This window comes from Streptomyces sp. NPDC034099 (assembly GCF_055575415.1).
On sequence record NZ_JBVISR010000001.1, the window covers coordinates 1,052,249 to 1,074,740 of the forward strand.

Consider the following 22,492-nt stretch of genomic DNA (forward strand, 5'->3'; position numbering starts at 1 on the left):
GTGGTCATCCAAGCAGCCGCTCCCGCCGAACGGTCGAGCGGCTCGCCCCAACTCTCGCATCCCATGGGGGACCTTCCATGTCCGCACGCCGCATCACCCGTACCCGTCTGTTCGCCGCCACCACGGTCGCGCTGGCCGCGCTCTCCCTCACGGCCTGCGAGGGCGACGAACTCACGGGCTCCCCGGCGCCCGACTCCGCCACCTCGGCGACGGCGGACGCGAACAACGCCCAGCCGGCGGGCAGCGCCAAGGGCGCCACCGGTGAGACCGGCTCCACCGGCTCCACCGGCTCCACCGGCTCGAAGGGTTCCGCCGGAAACGACAAGGCCTCGGACTCCGGCTCCGGTTCCGGTTCCGACGCCGCAACCGGAACCGACGACGGCTCCGACGGCTCCGACTCGGGCGTCCCCGGCGAGTGCTCCGCATCCGACGTACAGATCACCGCGGCGAACGCCCCCCGTCCGATCAACCACCTGCTGCTGACCGCCACCAACACCGGTTCGAAGACGTGCGCGCTGCCGCAGTACCCGGCGGCACGGTTCGGCGAGGCCCAGTCGGTGCCGCCGGTCGCGGAGTCCAGCAAGCCGCAGTCGCTGACGACGCTGGCCCCGGGCGAGTCGGGCTACGCGGGCGTACGGCTGTCCTCCGGCGACGGCAGCGGCGAGAACGGCTACGAGACGACCACCCTCACGATCCCCTTCGAGGACGGCTCCATCGCCACGGTCAAGCTGCCCTCCGGCGGCGTGTACGTCGACACCGCGCTGACGGTCACCTACTGGCAGACCGACGCGTCGAACGCGCTCGAGTACTGAAGGGGTGCGCGCACCGGCACCCCTTGTGTGAAGGGCCGCCACCGGTCGCTCAGCGCAGGGTGCGAGCGACCTCGGTTGCCCAGTACGTCAGGATGTTGCGCGCGCCCGCCCGCTTGATCCCGGTGAGGGACTCCAGGATGGCCCGGTCGCGGTCGATCCAGCCCTTCTCGGCGGCGGCCTCGATCATCGAGTACTCACCGGAGATCTGGTACGCGGCGACGGGCACGTCCGAGGCCTCGGCGACCTTGGCGAGGATGTCGAGGTAGGGCCCGGCCGGCTTGACCATCACCATGTCGGCGCCCTCCTCCAGGTCCAGCGCCAGCTCCCGCAGCGACTCGCGCGCGTTGGCGGCGTCCTGCTGATAGGTCTTCCGGTCGCCCTTGAGCGACGACCCGACGGCCTCCCGGAAGGGCCCGTAGAAGGCGGAGGCGTACTTGGCGGTGTACGCGAGGATCGCGACGTCCTCCCGCCCGATCTGGTCGAGCGCGTCCCGGACGACCCCGATCTGACCGTCCATCATCCCGCTGGGCCCCACGACATGGGCGCCCGCGTCGGCCTGGACCTGCGCCATCTCGGCGTACCGCTCCAGGGTGGCGTCGTTGTCGACGCGCCCCTGGCCGTCGAGGACCCCGCAGTGTCCGTGGTCGGTGAACTCGTCGAGGCAGAGGTCGGACATGACGAGCAGCTCGTCCCCGACCTCCGCCCGTACGTCACGCAGCGCGACCTGCAGGATCCCGTCGGGGTCGGTGCCCGCCGTACCGGCGGCGTCCTTCTTCCCCTCCTCCGGCACCCCGAAGAGCATGATCCCGGAGACCCCGGCCTCGACCGCCTCGGCGGCCGCCTTCTTCAGCGTGTCCCGCGTGTGCTGCACGACACCGGGCATCGCCGCGATCGGCACCGGCTCGCTCGCGCCCTCCAGGACGAAGGCGGGGAGGATGAAGTCGGCGGGGTGCAGCCGGGTCTCGGCGACCATCCGACGCATCACGGGGGTGGTCCGCAGCCGCCGGGGCCGGGTGCCGGGAAAGGATCCGTACGTCGTCATACCACCTACGCTACGCCCGCCCCGCCCGTGCCTTTGCCGACGACGAGTCGGCCCGGGCCGGCCCCGGACAACGCTTGACCTCAACCGGACTTCAGCTTCTACGGTCGGCGCCATGGACTACTCACACGGCGACGCCGAACTGATCCGCCAGCCCATCGGCTACTGGAGCTGGGCGGCGTACAAGGCCGTCGTCACCCGGACCCGGGCGGCCCTGGCCGAGCTCGGCACGACCCAGTCACAGTGGTGGGTCCTCGCCCAGGTCGGCCGTGCCGACACCCCGAAGACCCGCGCCGAGGTCTCCGGCCTCCTGCGGAACTACCTCGACGCGGGCCCGGAGGCGATGGAGTCGGAGATCGACGCGACGATCGCGGCGGGCTGGATCACCGAGACCGCCTCCGACGGCCTGCTCTCCCTGACTCCGGAGGGCAGGACGTTCTTCGAGAAGGCAGCCGCCCTCCAGGACGACCTGTGGACGGAACGCCACGCCGGAATCTCCGACGAGGAGTACCTGACCACCATGAAGGTGCTCCAGCGCTTCATCCGCAACACGGGCGGCCGGGCCTGGCACCACTGACCGGCACCACCGGGGGGGCGCCCGGTTCCGTGTCCGATTCCTTCAAGGCAACGGCGGTGGCGGCCCGCTAGCGTCACCGGCATGAACAGCACCGGCAAGGAGTCGCGCCACCTCGGCGTCCACATCGACCGCACCGCGTCCGACGTCTACGCCTACGCCTCGGACCCGGCCAACCTGCCCGCGTGGGCCCACGGTCTCGGCAGGTCCATCGAGCGGATCGCGGACGAATGGATCGCGGACTCCTCTCCCCTGGGCCGGGTCACGGTGACCTTCACCCCGCGCAACGACCTGGGGGTGCTCGACCACCACGTCACGCTGCCCTCCGGGGAGACCGTTTACAACCCGGTCCGCGTGATCGCCGACGGCACCGGGAGCGAGGTGGTGTTCACCCTCCGCCGGCAGCCTGGGACGACCGACGCCGACTTCGAGCGCGACGCGGACATGGTCACCGCAGACCTGGCGAGGCTCAAGGAGCTGCTGGAGTCCGACTAGGGCGTGGCGGCCGCCGGGGCCGGCCCGGCGACCCGCACGACGTGCTTGCCCCGAACGCCCCCGGCCTCCAGGGCCCGTTGGGCGTCGGCGACCCGGTCGAGCGGGTGGACGGTGTCGACGACGGGGACGAGGTCGCCCCGCTCGGCGAGCCGGGCGGCCTCGGCGAGCAGCGCGCTGTCGGGATTGCCGCTGAAGAAGCGGATGCGCCCCTTGCCGTGCACGGCGGAACCGAGCACCGTGGCGATCCCCGCGAGCGGCCGGTCGAAGTCGACGGTGACGGCGACCATCCGCCCGCCCGGCGCCAGCAGCCGTCGCACCCGGGCCTGCTCGGTGCCGACGGTGTCGAGGACGACGTCGAAGCGGCCGAGGGTGGCCGGCGGAGTCCTGCGGTGGTCCAGCGCCTCCTCGGCCCCCAGCCCCCGCACGAAGTCGAGGTTCCGCCCGCCCGCGAGCGCGACGACATGGGCGCCCAGCAGCCTGCCGACCTGCACGGCGACGCTGCCCACACCCCCGCTGCCGCCCCGCACGAGGAGCCGCTCACCGGGCTGCAACGCGGCCTTGTCCCGCAGCGCGGTCAGCGCCGTGGTCGCGCCCGCGATCAGCGAGACCGCTTCCTCCGGGGTGAGGTTCCCGGGCGCGGTCGCGATGTGCCGCCGGCCGACGGCGACGTACTCGGCCATGCTGCCGGTGCGCCGCCCCAGCAGCCCCCACACCCGCTCCCCCACCCGCACCCCGCGCACCGAGGCCCCGACCTCGGCCACCTCCCCCGCGAAGTCGATGCCGCACCCCTTGGGGAAGGCCCGCCCGGTCACCAGGCGCACCTTTCCGGTCCGGACGTGGAGGTCACCGCCGTTGACCGCGGCGGCACGCACCCGCACCAGCACCTCGTCGGGGCCGATGGCCGGCACCGGCCGCCGTCCGACGTAGAGCACCTCGGGGGGCCCGTAGCGGTCGAAGAGAACCGCCTTCATCTCACCCATGTCTCGTGATCCATTTCGCGTCCGGGAAGCGCGGAGGCGAGGTCCGCGTCCGCTGCTAGGCTCACGCTAGAGCCATAAGTGGACGAGGCCCTCCACTTACCCGGAAGTGAGAAACATGCCTGACCAGCCCTCTCACAAGCCGCCCGCTCCGGCGGCCGGAGAAGCCCCGGCGGAGCTGCGCGCAGACGCCCGCCGCAACCGCGAACGCGTCCTGGAGGCGGCGCGCGAGGTGTTCTCCGCCCAGGGTGTGGACGCCCCGATGAGCGCGGTCGCCCGCCGGGCCGGTGTCGGCGTGGCCACCCTCTACCGCCGCTTCCCCACCCGCTCGGCGCTCGTCACCGCCGCCTTCGAGGACCAGCTGGCCGTGTGCGCGACGGTGTTCGAGGAGGCCATGGCGGACCCCGACCCGGGCCACGGCCTGTACACCCTCCTCGAAAGGGTATGCACCACGGTGGTCACCGACCGCGGTTTCGAGACGGTCTTCATCGCCGGTTTCCCCGAGGCCCTGGACTACGACCGGGAACGCGCCGTCGCCGAGGAGCGCCTGTCCCTCCTGGTCCGGCGCGCCCGCGACGCCGGCCAGCTCCGCGAGGACTTCGACCCGGCCGACATCCCCCTGCTTCTCCTCGCGGTGAGCGGCCTGGCCGCCCAGCCCCCCGAAACGGCCCTCCCCGCCGCCCGCCGCCTCCTCACCTACCTCTTCCAGTCCTTCCAGGCCCACCCACCGTCCCGCCCGGGACCACTGCCACCGGCGCCGCCGGTGGACCTGGCGGGACTGCACCGTCCGCTGCCCGTCCGGTAAAACGACGGTGGGGCGCCCCGTACAGGGCGCCCCACGTCACTTTCAGGTCGAAGACCGCCGTCTCCGTGACCCCGGCCTCCGCTCGCTCGGCCGGGTCACCGGGTCCCCCGCCTCCAACGCCGCCGCCCGGCGCCGCAGACCGAAGTCGGCCAGGGCCTCCGCCAGCTTGAGGACGGACGGCTCCGGCGCCATGACGTCGACGCGCAGCCCGTGCTCCTCGGCCGTCTTGGCCGTCGCCGGGCCGATGCAGGCGATCACCGTGACGTTGTGCGGCTTGCCCGCGATGCCGACCAGGTTGCGGACCGTGGACGACGAGGTGAAGAGCACCGCGTCGAAGCCGCCGCCCTTGATGGCCTCCCGGGTCGTGGCCGGGGGCGGCGAGGCGCGCACCGTGCGGTAGGCGGTGACGTCGTCGACCTCCCAGCCCAGCTCGATCAGACCGGCGACGAGCGTCTCCGTGGCGATGTCCGCCCGCGGCAGGAAGACGCGGTCGATCGGGTCGAACACCGGGTCGTAGGGCGGCCAGTCCTCCAGGAGACCGGCGGCCGACTGCTCGCCGCTCGGCACCAGGTCCGGCTTCACACCGAAGGCGATCAGGGCGTTCGCCGTCTGCTCGCCCACGGCCGCGACCTTGATGCCGGCGAAGGCGCGGGCGTCGAGGCCGTACTCCTCGAACTTCTCGCGGACCGCCTTCACCGCGTTGACCGACGTGAACGCGATCCACTCGTAGCGGCCCGTCACCAGGCCCTTGACCGCCCGCTCCATCTGTTGCGGGGTGCGCGGCGGTTCCACCGCGATGGTCGGGACCTCGCTGGGGACGGCCCCGTAGGACCGCAGCTGGTCGGAGAGCGACGCCGCCTGCTCCTTCGTACGCGGTACGAGGACCTTCCAGCCGAACAGCGGCTTGGACTCGAACCACGACAGCTGGTCGCGCCGGGCGGGGGCGGAGCGCTCGCCGACCACGGCTATCACCGGGCGGCCGCCGTCCGGGGACGGCAGCACCTTCGCCTGCTTCAGCGTCTGGGCGACCGTGCCGAGCGTCGCCGTCCAGGTGCGCTGCCGCGTCGTCGTACCGGCGATCGTCACCGTCAGCGGGGTGTCCGGCTTGCGGCCCGCCGACACCAGCTCGCCGGCCGCCGCGGCCACCGAGTCCAGCGTCGTCGACACGACCACCGTGCCGTCGGAGGCGCCCACCTCGGTCCAGCAGCGGTCCGACGCCGTACGGGCGTCCACGAACCGTACGTCGGCGCCCTCCGCGTCCCGCAGCGGCACACCGGCGTACGCGGGCACACCGACGGCGTTCGCGACACCGGGGACCACCTCGAAGGGCACCCCGGCGGCGGCACACGCCAGCATCTCCTCGGCGGCGTACGCGTCGAGCCCGGGGTCCCCGGTCACCGCACGCACGACCCGCCTGCCGCCCCGCGCGGCCTCCATGACAAGATGTGCGGCATCCCGCACAGCGGGGGCGCCGACGATCGTTGACGCACCGTCAACAACCGTCAGCTGGGGCGCGCCTGTGCCCGGATCCGACGGATCGGTATCCGTGTGCACTTCCGACACGCCCTGCCTCGCATGCGTGCGTACGACGTCGAGCACCTCGTGCTCGGCGACGAGGACGTCCGCGTGCGCCAGCGCCTCGACGGCGCGCAGAGTCAGCAGTCCCGGATCTCCGGGTCCGGCACCGAGGAAGGTGACGTGCCCGTGTTCAGGACCGGCGGGAAGGGTGGTGGGGCTCACTGTGCTCGCTCCCCCATCAGACCGGCCGCGCCCTGGGCGAGCATCTCGGTGGCGAGTTCGCGACCGAGCGCCAGCGCCGCCTCGTGCGTCTCGGGCACGGGACCGGTGGTGGACAGCTGCACCAGCGTCGAGCCGTCGGTCGTGCCGACGACGCCGCGCAGGCGCATTTCCTTGACAATCTGCCCGTCGGCCAGAAGGTCGGCCAGCGCGCCCACCGGGGCGCTGCAGCCGGCCTCCAGGGCGGCGAGCAGGGACCGCTCGGCCGTGACGGCGGCCCGCGTGAACGGGTCGTCGAGCTCGGCGAGCGCGGCGATCAGTGAGGCGTTGTCCGCCGCGCACTCGATCGCCAGTGCCCCCTGGCCGGGGGCGGGCAGAACCGTGTCGACCGACAGGAAGTCGGTCACCTCGTCGATGCGCCCCACCCGGTTGAGCCCGGCGGCGGCCAGCACGACCGCGTCCAGCTCACCGCTGCGGACGTATCCGATGCGCGTGTCGACGTTGCCCCGGATCGGGACCGTCTCGATCTCCATCCCGTGGGTGCGGGCGTACGCGTTCAGCTGCGCCATGCGGCGCGGCGCCCCGGTACCGATGCGCGCCCCGCGCGGGAGGTCGGTCAGCTTGCGCGCGTCCCGGGCGACGACCACGTCCCGCGGGTCCTCGCGCTCCGGGACCGCGGCCACGACCAGGCCCTCGTGCTGCGCGGTGGGGAGGTCCTTGAGCGAGTGAACCGCGAAGTCCACCTCTCCCCGCAGCAGCGCGTCCCGCAGCGCGGCGACGAACACGCCCGTGCCGCCGATCTGCGCCAGGTGCTCGCGCGACGTGTCGCCGTACGTGGTGATCTCGACCAGCTCAACGGGCCGACCGGTCACCTGGCTCACGGCGTCCGCCACCTGGCCGGACTGGGCCATGGCGAGCTTGCTCCGCCTCGTCCCCAGCCTCAGTGCCTTCTCAGTCATGCCGGCCCTCGGTTCTTCTCAGTGGTGCTGTTCCCGGCGCGGGAGACGGAGGCCACCGTCTCCTGGTCGAGGTCGAACAGGGTGCGCAGCGCGTCCGCGTACCCGGCACCGCCGGGTTCGGCGGCGAGCTGCTTGACCCGCACCGTCGGTGCGTGCAGGAGCTTGTCGACCACCCGCTTGACGGTCTGGGTGATCTCGGCGCGGTGCTTGTCGTCGAGCCCCGGCAGCCGCCCTTCCAGGCGGGCGATCTCACCGGCCACCACGTCCGCGGCCATGCTGCGCAGCGCGACCACGGTGGGCGTGATGTGCGCGGCGCGCTGGGCGGCGCCGAAGGCGGCGACCTCGTCGGCGACGATCCGGCGGACCATGTCCACGTCGGCGGCCATCGGCGCGTCGGCGGAGGCGTCCGCGAGCGACTCGATGTCCACCAGGCGCACCCCGGCCAGCCGGTGCACGGCGGCGTCGACGTCGCGCGGCATGGCGAGGTCGAGCAGGAAGAGCACGGGCTCGGGGCGCGGCACGTCGGCGACCGGCTCGGGGCGGCGGCGCTCGGGGATGCGGCCGACGCGCGTCGCGGTCGCGGCGAGCGCGCCGATCAGCTCGGCCTCCGCCTCCGGACCGGTCCGGCCCGTCTCGCGCGGCCGGTCCACCGCCGTGCCGCCCGCGGCCCACGCCCCGTGCTGCTCCAGCGTCGCGGCGTCCATGCCGGCCACGGCGGCCTCGCCCATGACGGAGAAGCCGGACGGGACGGAGGACAGGTCCAGGGGGCAGTTCTCGTCGCCGCCGGCCGTGGTACCGGGGCCCGGCAGTGGCGTTTCCGCACCCTGCCGCTCCCCCCGTACACCGGCGGAACCGGCGTCGGCCGCTACGTCGGACTCGACGGCGGGCGCGCCGGTGCGGCCCGCCACGGTGGCGGCCACGGCGTCGGCCGTGAGGACCAGTCCGGTCGCACCGGTGCAGGAGACGGCCACGTCGGCACGTGTCAGCTCGACCGGCACCGAGTCCATCGGTACCGCGCGGGCCAGCACGTCCGTGTCGTCGCCCTCGGAAAGGATCTGTGCGAGCCGCTCGGCGCGCTCGAAGGTGCGGTTGGCGACCACGATCTCGGCGACCCCGGACCGCGCCAGCGTGGCGGCGGCCAGCGAGGACATCGAACCGGCGCCGATGACCAGGGCCTTCTTGCCCCGGGCCCACTGCTGGACGTCGGCTCCGGCGGACAGCTGCTCCAGGCCGAAGGTGACCAGGGACTGTCCGGCGCGGTCGATGCCGGTCTCGGAGTGGGCGCGCTTGCCGACCCGCAGGGCCTGCTGGAACAGGTCGTTCAGGAGCCGTCCGGCGGTGTGCAGGTCCTGGGCGCGGGCCAGCGAGTCCTTTATCTGGCCGAGGATCTGCCCCTCGCCGACCACCATCGAGTCGAGCCCGCAGGCCACCGAGAACAGGTGGTGGACGGCCCGGTCCTCGTAGTGCACATAGAGATGGGGAGTGAGCTCCTCCAGGCCGACCCCGCTGTGCTGGGCGAGCAGCGTGGACAGCTCGGCGACACCGGCGTGGAACTTGTCGACGTCGGCGTACAGCTCGATGCGGTTGCAGGTGGCCAGCAGCGCGGCCTCGGCGGCCGGTTCGGCGGCGACCGTGTCCTGGAGCAGCTTGAACTGGGCGTCCGCGTTCAGCGAGGCCCGCTCCAGCACGCTGACCGGGGCGCTGCGGTGGCTCAGCCCGACGACGAGGAGGCTCATGCCGGCATCACGGCGGGTACGTCCCCGTCGGGTCCCTGGTCGGTGGAGGGCTGCTGCTTGCGGGCGGCGACGGGCGGCACGGCACCGGCGTCGCCCATGGCCACCTCGCCCGCCTTGCGCTGCTCGTGGAAGGCGAGGATCTGCAGCTCGATGGAGAGGTCGACCTTGCGCACGTCGACGCCCTCGGGGACGTTCAGCACGGTCGGCGCGAAGTTCAGGATGGAGGTGACACCGGCGGCCACGAGGCGGTCGCAGACCTGCTGGGCGGCGCCGGCGGGGGTCGCGATCACGCCGATGGATACACCGTCGTCCTGGATGATCTTCTCCAGCTCGTCGGTGTGCTGCACCGGGATGCCGGCGACGGGCTTTCCGGCCATCCCCGGGTCGGCGTCGATGAGCGCGGCGACCCGGAAACCGCGGGAGGCGAAGCCGCCGTAGTTGGCGAGCGCGGCGCCGAGGTTACCGATTCCTACGATCACAACCGGCCAGTCCTGGGTCAGGCCGAGTTCGCGGGAGATCTGGTAGACGAGATACTCGACGTCGTAGCCGACGCCCCGCGTCCCGTAGGAGCCGAGGTAGGAGAAGTCCTTGCGCAGCTTCGCGGAGTTGACCCCCGCGGCGGCCGCCAGCTCCTCGGACGAGACCGTGGGCACCGAGCGCTCGGAGAGCGCGGTCAGTGCGCGGAGGTACAACGGAAGCCTGGCGACGGTGGCCTCGGGAATCCCTCGGCTGCGGGTCGCCGGTCGGTGTGCTCGGCCAGTTGCCACGGTGCTCCTGCGGGTAGAGCGGGGCTGTAGGCGGTCATACGTCCCTACATGACCGCCCCGTCGAATGCAGGCTATGTCTTTGTGAACGCGTGCACAAAGATGGTGTCCGATTTGCCCGGCCAACGTGACCGGGGTCACGCGCCCCCGGCGCACGGGACGGGAACCGGCGCGTACACGCCCTCGCTCCTCACTCATCGGGGGCAAAGCCGCACACACTCCTCACGATCAACGCCCCCGAGACCTGGTCGCCATCGATCCTAAGCGACCATACGGACTACTTGTACTGATCGGTCAGTGCCTTGCGCAGCCGTTCCTCGTTCACACGCCAGAAGGTGTGCTGCCGGCCGTCGATCAGCACGACCGGAATCTGTTCCCAGTACTGGTCGTGGAGCCCACGGTCCTCGGTGATGTCCTTCCCCTCCCAGGGGACACCGAGCTCGGCGCAGACCTTCTCGACGACGAGCTGTGCGTCATCACACAGATGGCAGCCGGGTTTGCGGATGAGGGTGACGAGATGGTTCTCGGAGTGCTCAGGGGACTGCGCGGGCTTCCGGCGGAAGAGGGGGCTCATGCCGGCCATTCTCGCGCGCGCGGGCGAACCCCGGGCCCGATGCCCTTTAACGGCACGGTCGCCCAGAGTTCACGGCCCGCGAACCTCTCGACTCCGAAGCATCCGAACAGACTGGCTATGCTCACGGGCATGGCCGCTCTTCGATGGCTCACTCCCCGTAGGCGCTCCGCCACGGCGCGGAGCGTGTTGGCAGGCGAGGCCTCGGCGGAGGCGGCGCGCAAGTCCGCGGAGGCCGCCGAGACCGCAGAGAGAACACGGGAAGCCGCTCCCGGCAGCGGCGCCGCGGAACCGGAGTTCCCGGTGCACGGCGACGAGCGGGCGGCCGCCTTCTTCGACCTCGACAACACCGTGATGCAGGGCGCCGCGATCTTCCACTTCGGCCGGGGCCTGTACAAGCGGAAGTTCTTCGAGACCCGCGACCTCGCCCGCTTCGCCTGGCAGCAGGCATGGTTCCGGCTGGCCGGGTTCGAGGACCCGGAGCACATGCAGGACGCCCGCGACTCCGCGCTGTCGATCGTCAAGGGCCACCGCGTCTCCGAGCTGAAGTCGATCGGCGAGGAGATCTACGACGAGTACATGGCCGAGCGCATCTGGCCCGGCACCCGCGCCCTCGCCCAGGCCCACCTGGACGCCGGGCAGAAGGTCTGGCTGGTCACGGCGGCGCCGGTGGAGATCGCCCAGGTGATCGCCCGCCGCCTGGGCCTGACCGGCGCGCTCGGCACGGTCGCCGAGTCGATCGGCGGCGTCTACACGGGCAAGCTGGTCGGCGAGCCGCTGCACGGCCCCGCGAAGGCGGAGGCGGTACGCGCCCTGGCGGCGGCGGAGGCCCTGGACCTGTCCCGCTGCGCCGCCTACAGCGACTCCCACAACGACATCCCGATGCTGTCCCTGGTCGGACACCCGTACGCCATCAACCCGGACTCAAAGCTGCGCAAGCACGCCCGCGAGCTGGAGTGGCGCCTGCGCGACTACCGCACCGGCCGCAAGGCGGCCAAGGTCGGCATCCCCGCGGCCGCGGGCGTCGGCGCCGTGGCGGGCGGCACCGCGGCGGCCATCGCGCTGCACCGCCGACGCCGCTGATCCGGCCGTCGGCCCAATCGGGATGACGTACCCCCAGCGCGGTCTCTCCAGTCCCCCGAACCCACATCGACCACAACACGCTCTGTAGTCACCCGGAATTCGAACCGTTCCGGTCACCAAGCGATCATTCTGGCGCAGCTGATCGAGCGTCAATCGGGCACAGAAGCGACGTAATCGATGATTTGAGCAACTCGGCGTAGCAGTGCCTGCACGAAGCGTTATTCTCCTCAGACGCATTCCGGTACCCCACCTTCGCTACGACGGGTGAATGGTTCCGTACTGCACGTGATGGAAGCTCTGCCTCTGGGAGTCCCGTGTACCCACACGTCGGGGTTGACGCCTCGGGCCTGGCTACGCTGCGCGCAACGGTCAAATCAGCCCATGACCTGTTGCGCGGCTTCGTCCCCACCGCGTACGCCGTCCCCGCCCTCGCCGCGGCCGCCGCGCCCGCCGGTCCGTGCTACGCACTGGCCGAAGGAAGCGCCGCCGTCGGCAGACGCGCGCGGTCGTCCTCGTCCGGGGCCGCCGCCACCACCCACCGCCGCCCCGCCGCGGACAGCGACAGCGCCCGCATGATGGAGCTGGTCGAGCGGGCCCAGGCCGGCGAGGCCGACGCCTTCGGCCGGCTCTACGACCAGTACAGCGACACCGTGTACCGCTACATCTACTACCGCGTGGGCGGCAAGGCCACCGCCGAGGACCTCACCAGTGAGACCTTTCTGCGGGCCCTGCGGCGCATCGGCACCTTCACCTGGCAGGGGCGTGACTTCGGCGCCTGGCTCGTGACCATCGCCCGCAACCTGGTCGCCGACCACTTCAAGTCCAGCCGCTTCCGCCTCGAGGTCACCACCGGCGAGATGCTCGACGCCAACGAGGTCGAGCGCTCCCCCGAGGACTCCGTCCTCGAGTCGCTCTCCAACGCCGCCCTGCTGGAGGCCGTACGACGGCTCAACCCGCAACAGCAGGAGTGCGTGACCCTGCGCTTCCTCCAGGGCCTCTCGGTCGCCGAGACCGCCCGCGTCATGGGCAAGAACGAGGGCGCCATCAAGACGCTCCAGTACCGGGCCGTGCGGACCCTCGCCCGCCTGCTCCCGGACGACGCCCGCTGAGAGACGCCCACCGAGGGCGCTCACCCTTCGCATTCTCCAAGTCACCATCGGTGAGGGTCTGTTGAGTCCGCGGTCCGAGCACCCACCGTCCGTAACCCAAGTACCGCGCCGCTCGTTGTGCGGGATGCAGGCTCCCTGTGGTCACTCCCTGGCCGACTCCGATCACCCGATCGGATGGATCCGGTCAGGGCGTGCAACCCTCAGGACCCCCTGGGGAGTCGACCGTGATGACGAGAGGAGGTGCCGCCAGTGATCGCGAACGTATCGGCACACCGGCGGGCGAACGCCTTCGCCCAGGCCCTGGAGGAGCAGTCGGACTCCGGGACGGCGGCCGAGCAGTCCGGAGGGCCGGCGACCGCCGGGGCCAGCGCGGAACCGACCGAGCAGGGTCATCTGGTGACCCTCGCCCATGGTCTGGAGACGCTGCCCCGGCCCCAGCTGGACCCCGAGGTCAAGGTCGTCCAGCGGGCCCAGCTCGTGGCCGCCTTCGAGGCCATGCTGCAGGAGGGCACCGCGAGCGGCGGGGCGGCGGACACGTCGGTACCGGAGCAGCGCCGGGCGCGCGGCACCCATCGGGCCGCTCCGCTGAGCAGGTTCCGGCCCCGCTCGCGGCTGGCCAAGGGCCTCACCGCGGGCGGACTGAGCGTGAGCGTGGCCGCCGGAGCCTTCGGCGGAGTCGCCGCCGCCAGTTCGGACGCCCTGCCCGGCGACTCGCTCTACGGCCTCAAGCGCGGCATAGAGGACTTCCGCCTCGGCCTCGCCGACGGCAACGACGAGCGGGGCCGGGCCTACCTGGACCTCGCCTCGACCCGGCTCAGCGAGGCACGCCGGCTGATGGAGCGCGGCCGCAGCGGCCCCCTCGACCACGAGTCCCTCGGCGAGGTCCGCCGCGCCCTGTCCGGCATGCAGCACGACGCCTCCGAGGGCCACCGTCTGCTCAGCGCGGCCTACGCCCTCGACCCGGACTCGCTGGCGCCCATGCAGGCCCTCTCCGCCTTCTCCCAGTCCCACCGGGAGACCTGGGGAGCACTGCGCGAGCGGCTGCCCGTGCAGCTCGGCGACGTCAGTGAGCAGGTGTCGTCGGTGTTCGACGCCATAGACGACGACGTGGCTCCGCTGGAGTCCATGCTGCCCAAGCCGCCCACCGAGGACGACGACAGCGGGGACGGCGGCCGCCCCGGCGGTTCCGGCTCGACGACCACCGACACCCCCGGCTCCGCTCACTCCTCGCCGCCCCGCACCGGGGACGGCGGCACGTCCGAGCGCGGGCGTTCCCAGTCCGGCCGGCCCAGCGAGTCCGCCGACTCCGGCGACGAGAGCGACGGCCTGCTCGGCGGCGGCACCGGCGGCCTGCTCGACCCGCCGAAGGACGACAGCGGCACCGCCTCCCCACCCGCGGGCGGCCACACCCCGCCCACGGAGCCGGACGTCACCCTCCCGCCCCTCCTCCCGGGCCTCCTGCCCGGCCTGGGCATCGAGGCGGAGGACGCGGACTGAGCGGTGGGGCGCCCCGGTACCAGGGGCGCCCCACCATCACGCAGCCCGCGCGTCGCACCTCAGAAGAACACCGACCTCCGCTGCACCAGCAGCTTGTAGAGGGTGTGCTGGAGCCCATCCACACCGCCGGTCTCGCACCGCTTCGCGGGCTTCGACCGGCTGCGCCGGACTCCGTCCGCCGGCTCACCGCACCCCGCCATCACACCCCGCTCCGCCTCAGAAGAACACCGACCTCCGCTGTACCAGCAACTTGTAGAGGGTGTGCTGGATCTGTTCCCTCACCTGGTCGGTCAGGTTGAACATCAGCACGGGGTCCTCGGCCGCCTCCGGCGCGTAGCCGTCCGTCGGGATCGGCTCGCCGAACTGGATCGTCCACTTCGTGGGCAGCGGCACCGCACCCAGCGGTCCGAGCCAGGGGAAGGTCGGCGTGAGCGGGAAGTACGGGAAGCCCAGCAGCCGCGCCAGGGTCTTGGAGTTGCCGATCATCGGGTAGATCTCCTCCGCCCCGACGATCGAGCACGGAACGATCGGCGCACCCTGCCGCAGGGCCGTGGACACGAAGCCGCCCCGCCCGAACCGCTGGAGCTTGTAGCGCTCGCCGAACGGCTTGCCGATGCCCTTGAAGCCCTCCGGCATCACCCCGACCAGCTCGCCCTGCGCCAGCAGCCGTTCGGCGTCCTCCGCGCAGGCCAGGGTGTGGCCCAGCTTGCGTGCCAGCTCGTTGACCACCGGCAGCACGAACACCAGGTCCGCCGCCAGCAGCCGCAGGTGCCGGTCGGCCGGATGGTGGTCGTGCACGGCGACCTGCATCATCAGCCCGTCCAGCGGCAGCGTCCCGGAGTGGTTGGCGACGATCAGCGCACCGCCCTCGGCCGGGATGTTCTCCACGCCCTTCACCTCGACCCGGAAGTACTTCTCGTACATCGGCCGCAGCAGGGACATCAGCACCTGGTCGGTCAGCTCGGCGTCGTAGCCGAAGTCGTCGACCGCGTAGTCCCCGGTGAGCCGGCGGCGCAGGAAGGACAGGCCGGCCGCGACGCGCCGCTCCAGGCCGCCGTCCGCACCGCCGTCCTCCACCGTCGGCGGGGCCGCGGGCGACGCGTCCGGCTCGGAGGCGGTGTCCTCGGCGGCGGTGCCCCGTACGGGCAGCGCCTGCACCTCACCCACCTGCCCCTCGTCGCCCGCCGGTGCCGACTCCGCCGAACCGCCCCTGCGCCGGCTCCCCGCGCCGCGGCTCCCCCGCGACCGGTCGTCGTCGAACGGAATGACCTTGGCGTCCGCCATCGTTGATGCGCTCCTCAGTTGGCGCTCTGCGTCGGGAGGTGACCGCTGCCCCGCAGGGACAGCTCCGCGATCCGGTCGACGGCCCCCGCGAGGGCCTCGGGCGGCAGCAGCCCGGCACCGCGGCCGCGGGCGAAGTCCGCGAACGCCCCGGCCGTCGAGTACTTCGGCCTGAAGCCCAGCGTCTCGCGCATCTGCGTGGTGTCCACCACCCGACCGTGGGTGAGCAGCCGGATCTGCTCGGGGGAGAAGTCCGTCATCCCCAGCGTACGCACGAGCGAGCCCGCCCAGGTGACCGCGGGCAGCAGCAACGGCACCGTGGGGCGGCCGAGGCGCCGCGAGCACTGGGAGAGCAGCAGCACACCGTCACCGGCGATGTTGAACGTCCCGCTGTTCAGCGTGGACCGCCGGGGCTCGTGCGAGCAGAGCCGCAGCACCTCGATCACGTCGTCCTCGTGCACGAACTGCAGCCGCGGGTCGTAGCCGAACACCGTCGGCAGCACCGGCAGTCCGAGGTACGAGGCGAGCGGCGTGTCCGCGGCCGGGCCGAGGATGTTGGCGAACCGCAGCACGGTCACCGACACGTCCGGCCGCCGGCGCGCGAAGCCCCGCACGTACCCCTCGACCTCGACCGCGTCCTTGGCGAAGCCGCCGCTGGGCAGGGACTTGGGCGTGGTGGTCTCGGTGCAGACGGCCGGATCGCGCGGGGCGGACCCATAGACGTTCGTACTGGACTTCACCACCAGCCGCCGTACCGTCGGCGACTTCTGGCAGGCGCCGAGCAGCTGCATGGTGCCGATGACGTTGGTCTCCTTCACCGACGTGCGGCTGCCGCTGCCCAGCGGCGTCCCCGTCACGTCCAGGTGCACGACCGTGTCCGCCCGCGTCTCGGCGAGCACCCGGCCGATGGCCGACTGCCGGATGTCCGCCTGGACGAACTCCGCGCCGCCCAGATGGTGCTCGGGCGCGACGGCGTCCACGCCGATCACCCGCTCCACCTCGGGATCACGCTGGACGCGCCGGACGAACCGCCCGCCCAGCTGCCGGGCCACTCCGGTGACGAGCACGACCTTGCCCAAGATCAGCGCCTTCCTTCCGCCTGCTCCAGCCCTGCTGCGGCCAACTTAGCCGGTAGGTGTTGCCCGGTGATGACCGACGGACGCGGCAGATGACGAAAACACGACTGTGGCCCCCCACCGGATGCGGTGGGGGGCCACAGGACACGCTGACGGCGCAGCGTCGCTTACTTCTTGTTGCGACGCTGAACGCGCGTGCGCTTCAGCAGCTTGCGGTGCTTCTTCTTGGCCATCCGCTTGCGCCGCTTCTTGATAACAGAGCCCACGACTATCCTCGCTCACTTCTCATCACTCGGTTGGTGAGCGCCATGGGCCCACACGACCTACGAGGGGCCAGCCTACCGGTCCGAGCGCTGAGGTTGTAATCGAGGGCCGTCAGGCCGTTTCCACCCCCACGTAGCTCTCGCGGAGGTACTCGTGAACCGCTTGCTCCGGGACACGGAACGACCGTCCCACCCGGATCGCGGGCAGATGACCGCTGTGCACCAACCGGTACACGGTCATCTTGGACACGCGCATCACCGAGGCGACTTCCGCCACGGTAAGGAACTGAACCTCGTTCAGAGGCCTTTCGCCCGTTGCAACCATGACACACCTGAACCTTCCGCACTCGACGGCCACCGGCTTCCCCTTCCGGTGACTCTTCGTCGCTGCGTGCTCACTCCCCAATGTAGGGGCGGGTGATGCGAATGGGGAAGAGGTGCACCCATCGCTTCCCTACCGTGACAGACACGCCCGATTGAGTACGTAGCGGGTAAGCGGTCGGTAGTACTCAGACCGCACAGCGTCATCAAGTGGAACGGCGACGGACACGAACCCCTCGGCCTGACCGACGAAGAGCGCGGGATCGTCCGTATCGGCCGGACCGATGGCCTCGAACCCCAGCTGACCTGCTCCGCAGACCCACCCGTGGTCCCCGATCACCAACTCGGGCAGCGGCCCGCCCCCCTCCGCCGCGGCAGCCAGCGCGGCCCGGACCGGCAGCGGCGAGTGCGTGTGTGCGCCGGGCTCACCACCGGCGCGCCCGGCACCGGGCTCCCGCACCAACGCGACTCCACGGACGTAGTCGAGGAGGTACGTGCGTAGACCGAACCGGGTCGTTATGTCGACAGAGCGACCCTGCGCCGGGGTGAGGACAGCACATCCCGCCGCCGACAGCGCCTCGGCCAAGGCGACGTAGAAACCGAGCAGTCGATGCGGATGCCCGGTGCCGAGCAGCACCGGGGCACGACGCCCGGCGACCGCCGCGAGCCGGTCGGCGAAGGCGTCCAGCGCCGCGAGGGTCCGGTCCGGGTCGATCACGTCCTGACCCGAGGTGTCGCGCGGATCGGCCGAAACCCCGCACCTCTCCGCCATCAGTCCCAGCAGCTCCAGTGGCCCCCAGGCCCGCAACGGATCGATCCCGAGCAGCACCCGGGGATCCCGCGCGGCGAACAACCGGTATCTCCGCAGACTCACCTCCCGTGAGGTCGCCACCGCCCCGGCCAGCCGAACATCAAGAAGATGAGCCCGAAGAGCTCCACGGGTCAGCACACCCCCGATGCTGCCGGGTCTTCCCGCGCGGGGAAGAGGAAACGGAAAAACCTACGCACGGTCGGCGTAACACCCGCCCCCCAGCTGCGGGCAATCGTGCCTCCCCCAGTGCCTGAACGGCCTGGGAGGTACCCCCAGGCGGCACGGGTGGGCGGTGGGGGCATCTCCCGCTCGAGCGAAGCCGGGAGTGGGGGAGGCACCCCGCAACGCCGGGCTGCGCACCCACCCCCGCCCAGCACCATCGCCGGGCAACCAGGAATCCGCCCCCGAGGAACCACCCCTACGCCAACAACCCCCGCAACGGATACACCGCCCGCCGAGCCGCCCACACCGCCTGGTCCAACCGATCCGCAGGGTCGTACCCCGTCTCCCACGAGGCGTACGACACCGGCCACCGCCCATCGGTCATCCGCTGCGGCCCCAGCTGCCGCGTCCGCGCGAACACCTCCTGCCGCCACCCCTCCGGAATCACCGTCTCCGGCTCCACCGGCCGCCCCGCCGCGATCCCCACCAGGTGGGTCCACGACCGCGGCACCACCTCCACCACCGCGTATCCACCCCCGCCGAGCGCCACCCACCGCCCCTCGGCGTACTCGTGCGCGAGGTCATGACACGCCACCTGCACCGCCCGCTGCGCGTCCAGCGACACCGCCAGATGCGCCAGCGGATCCTCGAAGTGCGTATCGGCACCGTGCTGCGTCACCAGCACCTGCGGCCGGAACTCCGCGAGCACCTCCGGCACCACCGCGTGGAACGCCCGCAGCCACCCCGCGTCCCCGGTCCCCGCCGGCAGCGCGACGTTCACGGCCGACCCCTCGGCGCAGTCCGCCCCCGTCTCCTCCGGCCACCCGGTCTGCGGGAACAGCGTCGCCGGATGCTCGTGCAGCGACACCGTCAGCACCCGCGGGTCCTCCCAGAACGCCGCCTGCACCCCGTCCCCGTGATGCACGTCGACGTCCACGTACGCGACCCGCTCGGCCCCCAGCTCCAGCAGCCGCGCGATGGCCAGCGCCGCGTCGTTGTACACGCAGAACCCGGACGCCGCGCCCGGCATGGCGTGGTGCAGCCCGCCCGCGAAGTTCACCGCGTGCAGCGCCTCCCCCCGCCACACCGCCTCCGCCGCCCCCACCGACTGCCCGGCGATCAGCGCGGCCACCTCGTGCATCCCCGCGAAGGCCGGATCGTCGATCGTCCCGAGCCCGTACGACCCGTCCGCCGATCCCGGGTCGGCCGACGCCGCCTTCACCGCGTCGATGTAGTCCTCGCGGTGGACGAGCCGCAGCGTCGACTCCCCGGCCGGTCGCGCCGCGACGACCTCCACCTCCCGGTCGAGCCCGAGGGCACCGACCAGACTCCGGGTCAGGGCGAGCCGGACCGGGTCCATCGGATGCTCCGGTCCAAAGTCATAGCCCGTTACTGCCTCGTCCCACATCAGCTGTGCGCGGCCGCTCATGACCGCCACCGTATCGGTCCGGTCGAGCCTCGAACGACCTGGCGTACACGACCGTCACCAGCACCAACACCATCGGCACGAGCATCGCCCCGCGATAACTCCAGGCGTCCCCCAGCGCCCCCACCAGCGGCGAACCGATCAGGAAACCGACGTAGTTGAACACATTGAGCCGCGCCACCGCGGCGTCGGACGCCCCCGGACGACCGTCCTTCTCCGCCGCCAGCCGCCCCGCCGCCGCGAACGTCTGCGGCACCAGCACACACAGCCCGAGACCCAGCAGTGTGAACCCGAGCATCCCCACCCAGGCCCCCGGCGCCGACGCCACCACGGCGAACCCGCCCGCCGCGACGACCGCCCCGCCCCGCACCACCGCCACGGCGCCGAACCGCCGCACCCCGAAGTCCCCGACGGCCCGCCCCACCAGCGTGGTCACCATGTAGACGTTGTACGGCACGGTGGCCAGCTGCTCCGAACTCCCCAGCACGTCCTGGAGGTACTTGGCGCTCCAGTTGGAGACGGTCGAGTCCCCGATGTACGCGAACGTCATCACCAGGCACAGCGGCAACAGCACCTTGAAGCCGACGCCACCGGCTCCGGTCCCGCCCGCGCCCGTGCCCTCCGCCCCGGCCCGTTCCCCGTCGACGTACCACCGGCTCCCCACCAGCGCGGCCGGCAACAGCAGCACCACGACCGGCAGATACGACACCCACAGCGCCAGGTCCCAGTGCGCGCCCGCCCACGCCAGCGAGGCCCCCAGAATCCCGCCCAGGCTGTACGCCGCGTGGAACCCGAGCATGATGCTGCGCCCGTACGCCCGTTGCAGGCTCACCCCGAGCATGTTCATCGAGGCGTCCAGCGCGCCCACGGCCAGGCCGAAGACGGCCAGGGCGACGGCCAGCACCGCCACCCGGTCCCCCGCCCCGACGCCGAGCAGCGCCAGCAGCACCACCGGCTGGGACCAGCGCAGCAGCCGGCTCGGCCGCACCCGCCGCACCAGGCGCTCGCTCACCACACTCCCGACACCGGCCAGGATCGGCACGGCGGCGAGGAAGGCGGGCAGCAGCGCGTCGGAGACGCCGTACCGGTCCTGGATGGCCGGGATGCGCGTCACCAGCAGCGCGAAGGCGACCCCTTGGGCGAAGAAGCCGAACGCGAGCGAGGCCCTGCCGCGCCGCAGCACATCAGTCATGGCGGCGAGCGTAGGGCCCCGACTTACCCGTGGGTAGATCCAACCAAAGATGAATTCTTCTCAGCTTCCAGGACCGTGTCGCCCAGGTCGGCCGAGTCGGCCTCGCCGACGGCGGATCCGATCATGTGGACCATGGGCCCCGCCCCCAGCGCACCGCTCACCACGAACGCCACGACCATCGTGACGATCATGACGACCGTCCCGAGCCACACCATCGTGTCGACAGGCAGCGTGTAGACCCCCACGACCCGCAGCCCGCACTCGCCGACGAAGGCGACGCCCCACACCGCCGAGAACCGCAGCTCCGCCCGCCTGAACGCCGACGACTCCCGCCGCAGCCTCCCCCAGGCCGCCTCACGGACCGCGTCCCCCTTGACCAGCCACGGCTTGAGCGTCGCCGTCATCATCGGCCGCCCGAGCACCACCGACCCCAGCAGAGCGAACCCCACCAGGCTGGTGATCGCGCTGTCCTTGACGAGCATCAGCCGGGCGTCGCCCGTTCCGAAGCTGAGCAGCAGCCCGGCCAGGTTGGCCAGCAGGATGAGCAGCGGCAGCGCGTTCACCTCCCGCTCCCTCAGCACGCCCCACCCGGTCCGCAGCACCGGCACGACACTGCTCCAGCCCAGCGCCGCGACCGCGCCCAGCCCGAACGCGCCCTTCAGCAGGTAGTACGACCCGACGGGTACTCCCACGTCCAGGAGCAGCGACACGAAGGTCCGAGACTTGCGAGGCTTGGTCATGCATTCAGCTTCGCGGCCGGGCAGGGGCCCGCAGTAGAAACAACCGTCCGGAACAGCGCATGACAAATGTCAGGCGTCAGCCGCGCAGCAGATCCACCAACTCCCCCATGTCACCGAAGAGCCGAGTCGCCCCGACGAGCCTGTCGGCGGGCGTCATCGCGGTGAACCCGTACACGTCCATACCGGCCGCGACTGCGGCCCGCACACCGAGCGGACTGTCCTCGACCACGACACATCGCTCCGGCGCCACTCCCATCCGCTCCGCCGCGTGCAGGAACAGATCCGGCGCCGGCTTCCCCCGCCCCACATCCTGGGAACTGAAGATCCGCTCGTCCTCGAACCACCGGTCCAGCCCGGTCTTCCGGTGCCCCACCCGAATCCGCTCATGACTCCCGGACGAGGCCACGCAGTACGCCACCCCGTCCGCGGCCAGCTTCTCCAGCACCCCGACGGCTCCGGGAACCGGCTCCAGCTCCCGCTCGAAGGCGGCGAACACCCGCCCGTGAAACACGTCGTCGAAGTCCGCGGGCAAACTCCGTCCCGTCCGCTCCAAGACGAGGTCGTGCACGCGGTGCATGGCGGCCCCCATGTAGTCCCGCAGCGAGTCCTCGTAGGACGTCGGGTGCCCCAGCTCGGTGAGATAGCCGGCAAGCAGCCGATTGGAGATCGGCTCACTGTCGACGAGAACACCGTCGTTGTCGAAGATAACCAGGTCGTAGCGCATACAGGGACCCTAAACGCAGAAAACCCCGCACCGTTCCCGGTGCGGGGTTTCCTCGCAATAATTGTTCGGCGGCGTCCTACTCTCCCACAGGGTCCCCCCTGCAGTACCATCGGCGCTGTAAGGCTTAGCTTCCGGGTTCGAAATGTAACCGGGCGTTTCCCCTACGCTATGACCACCGAAACACTATGAAACAGACAACCAACCGGTGACCAACACGGTCTGATTGTTCGTGGTTTCAGAACCAACACAGTGGACGCGAGCAACTGAGGACAAGCCCTCGGCCTATTAGTACCGGTCACCTCCACACCTCACGGTGCTTCCAGATCCGGCCTATCAAC

General features: G+C 71.6%; 23 protein-coding genes and 1 rRNA gene. 7 read left to right on the plus strand and 17 right to left on the minus strand.

What is annotated here, in order from left to right:
• Nucleotides 1–77 precede the first annotated feature (77 nt).
• On the plus strand, nt 78–812 hold the full coding sequence (locus ACZ56V_RS05035; RefSeq protein WP_468939294.1) for a DUF4232 domain-containing protein: 735 nt from the start codon (nt 78–80) through the stop codon (nt 810–812).
• Between the two features lie 49 nt (nt 813–861).
• Here the strand turns inward: ACZ56V_RS05035 and hemB are convergent, their stop codons facing one another.
• The gene (hemB, locus tag ACZ56V_RS05040; protein ID WP_104633521.1) at nt 862–1,854 is read right to left on the minus strand and encodes a porphobilinogen synthase; all 993 of its coding nucleotides are present in this window, start codon (nt 1,852–1,854) and stop codon (nt 862–864) included.
• 112 nt (nt 1,855–1,966) lie between these two features.
• Between hemB and ACZ56V_RS05045 the strand changes: the two genes are divergently transcribed.
• Nucleotides 1,967–2,428, plus strand: coding sequence for a MarR family winged helix-turn-helix transcriptional regulator (locus ACZ56V_RS05045; RefSeq protein WP_398917557.1), 462 nt, complete (start codon nt 1,967–1,969; stop codon nt 2,426–2,428).
• 81 nt (nt 2,429–2,509) lie between these two features.
• The gene (locus ACZ56V_RS05050) at nt 2,510–2,920 is read left to right on the plus strand and encodes an SRPBCC family protein (RefSeq protein WP_398917555.1); all 411 of its coding nucleotides are present in this window, start codon (nt 2,510–2,512) and stop codon (nt 2,918–2,920) included.
• Here ACZ56V_RS05050 and ACZ56V_RS05055 read toward each other — a convergent pair.
• On the minus strand, nt 2,917–3,900 hold the full coding sequence (locus ACZ56V_RS05055) for an NAD(P)-dependent alcohol dehydrogenase (protein WP_398917553.1): 984 nt from the start codon (nt 3,898–3,900) through the stop codon (nt 2,917–2,919). The two genes, ACZ56V_RS05050 and ACZ56V_RS05055, sit on opposite strands and share 4 nt — an antisense overlap.
• A gap of 115 nt (nt 3,901–4,015) precedes the next feature.
• Between ACZ56V_RS05055 and ACZ56V_RS05060 the strand changes: the two genes are divergently transcribed.
• Complete coding sequence (locus tag ACZ56V_RS05060; protein ID WP_468939300.1) at nt 4,016–4,702, plus strand: TetR/AcrR family transcriptional regulator; 687 nt, start codon at nt 4,016–4,018, stop codon at nt 4,700–4,702.
• Nucleotides 4,703–4,744: 42 nt separating this feature from the next.
• On the opposite strand, the gene ACZ56V_RS05065 is transcribed toward ACZ56V_RS05060, so the two are convergent.
• From ACZ56V_RS05065 to ACZ56V_RS05085, 5 genes are all read right to left on the minus strand, one after another.
• Nucleotides 4,745–6,442 (minus strand): bifunctional uroporphyrinogen-III C-methyltransferase/uroporphyrinogen-III synthase, encoded by a 1,698-nt coding sequence (locus ACZ56V_RS05065; protein WP_104633515.1) that lies wholly within the window; start codon nt 6,440–6,442, stop codon nt 4,745–4,747.
• The gene (gene hemC / locus ACZ56V_RS05070; RefSeq protein ID WP_356367763.1) at nt 6,439–7,398 is read right to left on the minus strand and encodes a hydroxymethylbilane synthase; all 960 of its coding nucleotides are present in this window, start codon (nt 7,396–7,398) and stop codon (nt 6,439–6,441) included. The genes ACZ56V_RS05065 and hemC overlap by 4 nt, the downstream gene beginning before the upstream one ends.
• Nucleotides 7,395–9,134: a glutamyl-tRNA reductase gene (locus tag ACZ56V_RS05075; RefSeq protein WP_468939305.1), complete on the minus strand. Its 1,740-nt coding sequence runs from the start codon at nt 9,132–9,134 to the stop codon at nt 7,395–7,397. The genes hemC and ACZ56V_RS05075 overlap by 4 nt, the downstream gene beginning before the upstream one ends.
• Entirely contained in the window at nt 9,131–9,901 is a 771-nt protein-coding gene (locus tag ACZ56V_RS05080) for a redox-sensing transcriptional repressor Rex (RefSeq protein WP_104633512.1), read from the minus strand. The genes ACZ56V_RS05075 and ACZ56V_RS05080 overlap by 4 nt, the downstream gene beginning before the upstream one ends.
• 274 nt (nt 9,902–10,175) lie before the next feature.
• Complete coding sequence (locus tag ACZ56V_RS05085) at nt 10,176–10,481, minus strand: glutaredoxin family protein (RefSeq protein ID WP_467382660.1); 306 nt, start codon at nt 10,479–10,481, stop codon at nt 10,176–10,178.
• Nucleotides 10,482–10,601: 120 nt separating this feature from the next.
• Between ACZ56V_RS05085 and ACZ56V_RS05090 the strand changes: the two genes are divergently transcribed.
• The 3 genes from ACZ56V_RS05090 (at nt 10,602) to ACZ56V_RS05100 (ending at nt 14,158) form a co-directional block, all read left to right on the plus strand.
• Nucleotides 10,602–11,552, plus strand: a complete 951-nt coding sequence (locus ACZ56V_RS05090) for an HAD family hydrolase (protein ID WP_398917524.1) — start codon at nt 10,602–10,604, stop codon at nt 11,550–11,552.
• Nucleotides 11,553–11,866: 314 nt separating this feature from the next.
• Entirely contained in the window at nt 11,867–12,661 is a 795-nt protein-coding gene (locus tag ACZ56V_RS05095; protein ID WP_356367754.1) for an ECF subfamily RNA polymerase sigma factor, BldN family, read from the plus strand.
• Between the two features lie 249 nt (nt 12,662–12,910).
• Nucleotides 12,911–14,158 (plus strand): DUF5667 domain-containing protein, encoded by a 1,248-nt coding sequence (locus ACZ56V_RS05100; protein WP_467382662.1) that lies wholly within the window; start codon nt 12,911–12,913, stop codon nt 14,156–14,158.
• Between the two features lie 216 nt (nt 14,159–14,374).
• Here the strand turns inward: ACZ56V_RS05100 and ACZ56V_RS05105 are convergent, their stop codons facing one another.
• The 10 genes from ACZ56V_RS05105 to rrf all read right to left on the minus strand — a co-directional run bounded on the left by ACZ56V_RS05105 (nt 14,375) and on the right by rrf (nt 22,334).
• Nucleotides 14,375–15,442, minus strand: coding sequence for a lysophospholipid acyltransferase family protein (locus ACZ56V_RS05105; protein ID WP_468939310.1), 1,068 nt, complete (start codon nt 15,440–15,442; stop codon nt 14,375–14,377).
• A 14-nt stretch (nt 15,443–15,456) separates the two neighbouring features.
• The gene (locus ACZ56V_RS05110) at nt 15,457–16,518 is read right to left on the minus strand and encodes an NAD-dependent epimerase/dehydratase family protein (protein WP_467382665.1); all 1,062 of its coding nucleotides are present in this window, start codon (nt 16,516–16,518) and stop codon (nt 15,457–15,459) included.
• A gap of 164 nt (nt 16,519–16,682) precedes the next feature.
• On the minus strand, nt 16,683–16,781 hold the full coding sequence (locus ACZ56V_RS05115) for a 30S ribosomal protein bS22 (protein ID WP_003948845.1): 99 nt from the start codon (nt 16,779–16,781) through the stop codon (nt 16,683–16,685).
• Nucleotides 16,782–16,890: 109 nt separating this feature from the next.
• Nucleotides 16,891–17,103 (minus strand): helix-turn-helix domain-containing protein, encoded by a 213-nt coding sequence (locus ACZ56V_RS05120; protein ID WP_398917688.1) that lies wholly within the window; start codon nt 17,101–17,103, stop codon nt 16,891–16,893.
• Between the two features lie 129 nt (nt 17,104–17,232).
• Complete coding sequence (locus ACZ56V_RS05125; protein WP_398917516.1) at nt 17,233–18,048, minus strand: phosphatase; 816 nt, start codon at nt 18,046–18,048, stop codon at nt 17,233–17,235.
• 280 nt (nt 18,049–18,328) lie between these two features.
• On the minus strand, nt 18,329–19,501 hold the full coding sequence (locus tag ACZ56V_RS05130; RefSeq protein WP_468939315.1) for an acetoin utilization protein AcuC: 1,173 nt from the start codon (nt 19,499–19,501) through the stop codon (nt 18,329–18,331).
• The gene (locus tag ACZ56V_RS05135) at nt 19,452–20,690 is read right to left on the minus strand and encodes an MFS transporter (protein ID WP_468939318.1); all 1,239 of its coding nucleotides are present in this window, start codon (nt 20,688–20,690) and stop codon (nt 19,452–19,454) included. The genes ACZ56V_RS05130 and ACZ56V_RS05135 overlap by 50 nt, the downstream gene beginning before the upstream one ends.
• A 23-nt stretch (nt 20,691–20,713) precedes the next feature.
• The gene (locus tag ACZ56V_RS05140; RefSeq protein WP_468939321.1) at nt 20,714–21,430 is read right to left on the minus strand and encodes a VC0807 family protein; all 717 of its coding nucleotides are present in this window, start codon (nt 21,428–21,430) and stop codon (nt 20,714–20,716) included.
• A 76-nt stretch (nt 21,431–21,506) separates the two neighbouring features.
• Nucleotides 21,507–22,154: an HAD family hydrolase gene (locus ACZ56V_RS05145; protein WP_398917508.1), complete on the minus strand. Its 648-nt coding sequence runs from the start codon at nt 22,152–22,154 to the stop codon at nt 21,507–21,509.
• Nucleotides 22,155–22,217: 63 nt separating this feature from the next.
• Nucleotides 22,218–22,334 (minus strand): 5S ribosomal RNA (gene rrf, locus ACZ56V_RS05150).
• Between the last annotated feature and the right edge of the window lie 158 nt (nt 22,335–22,492).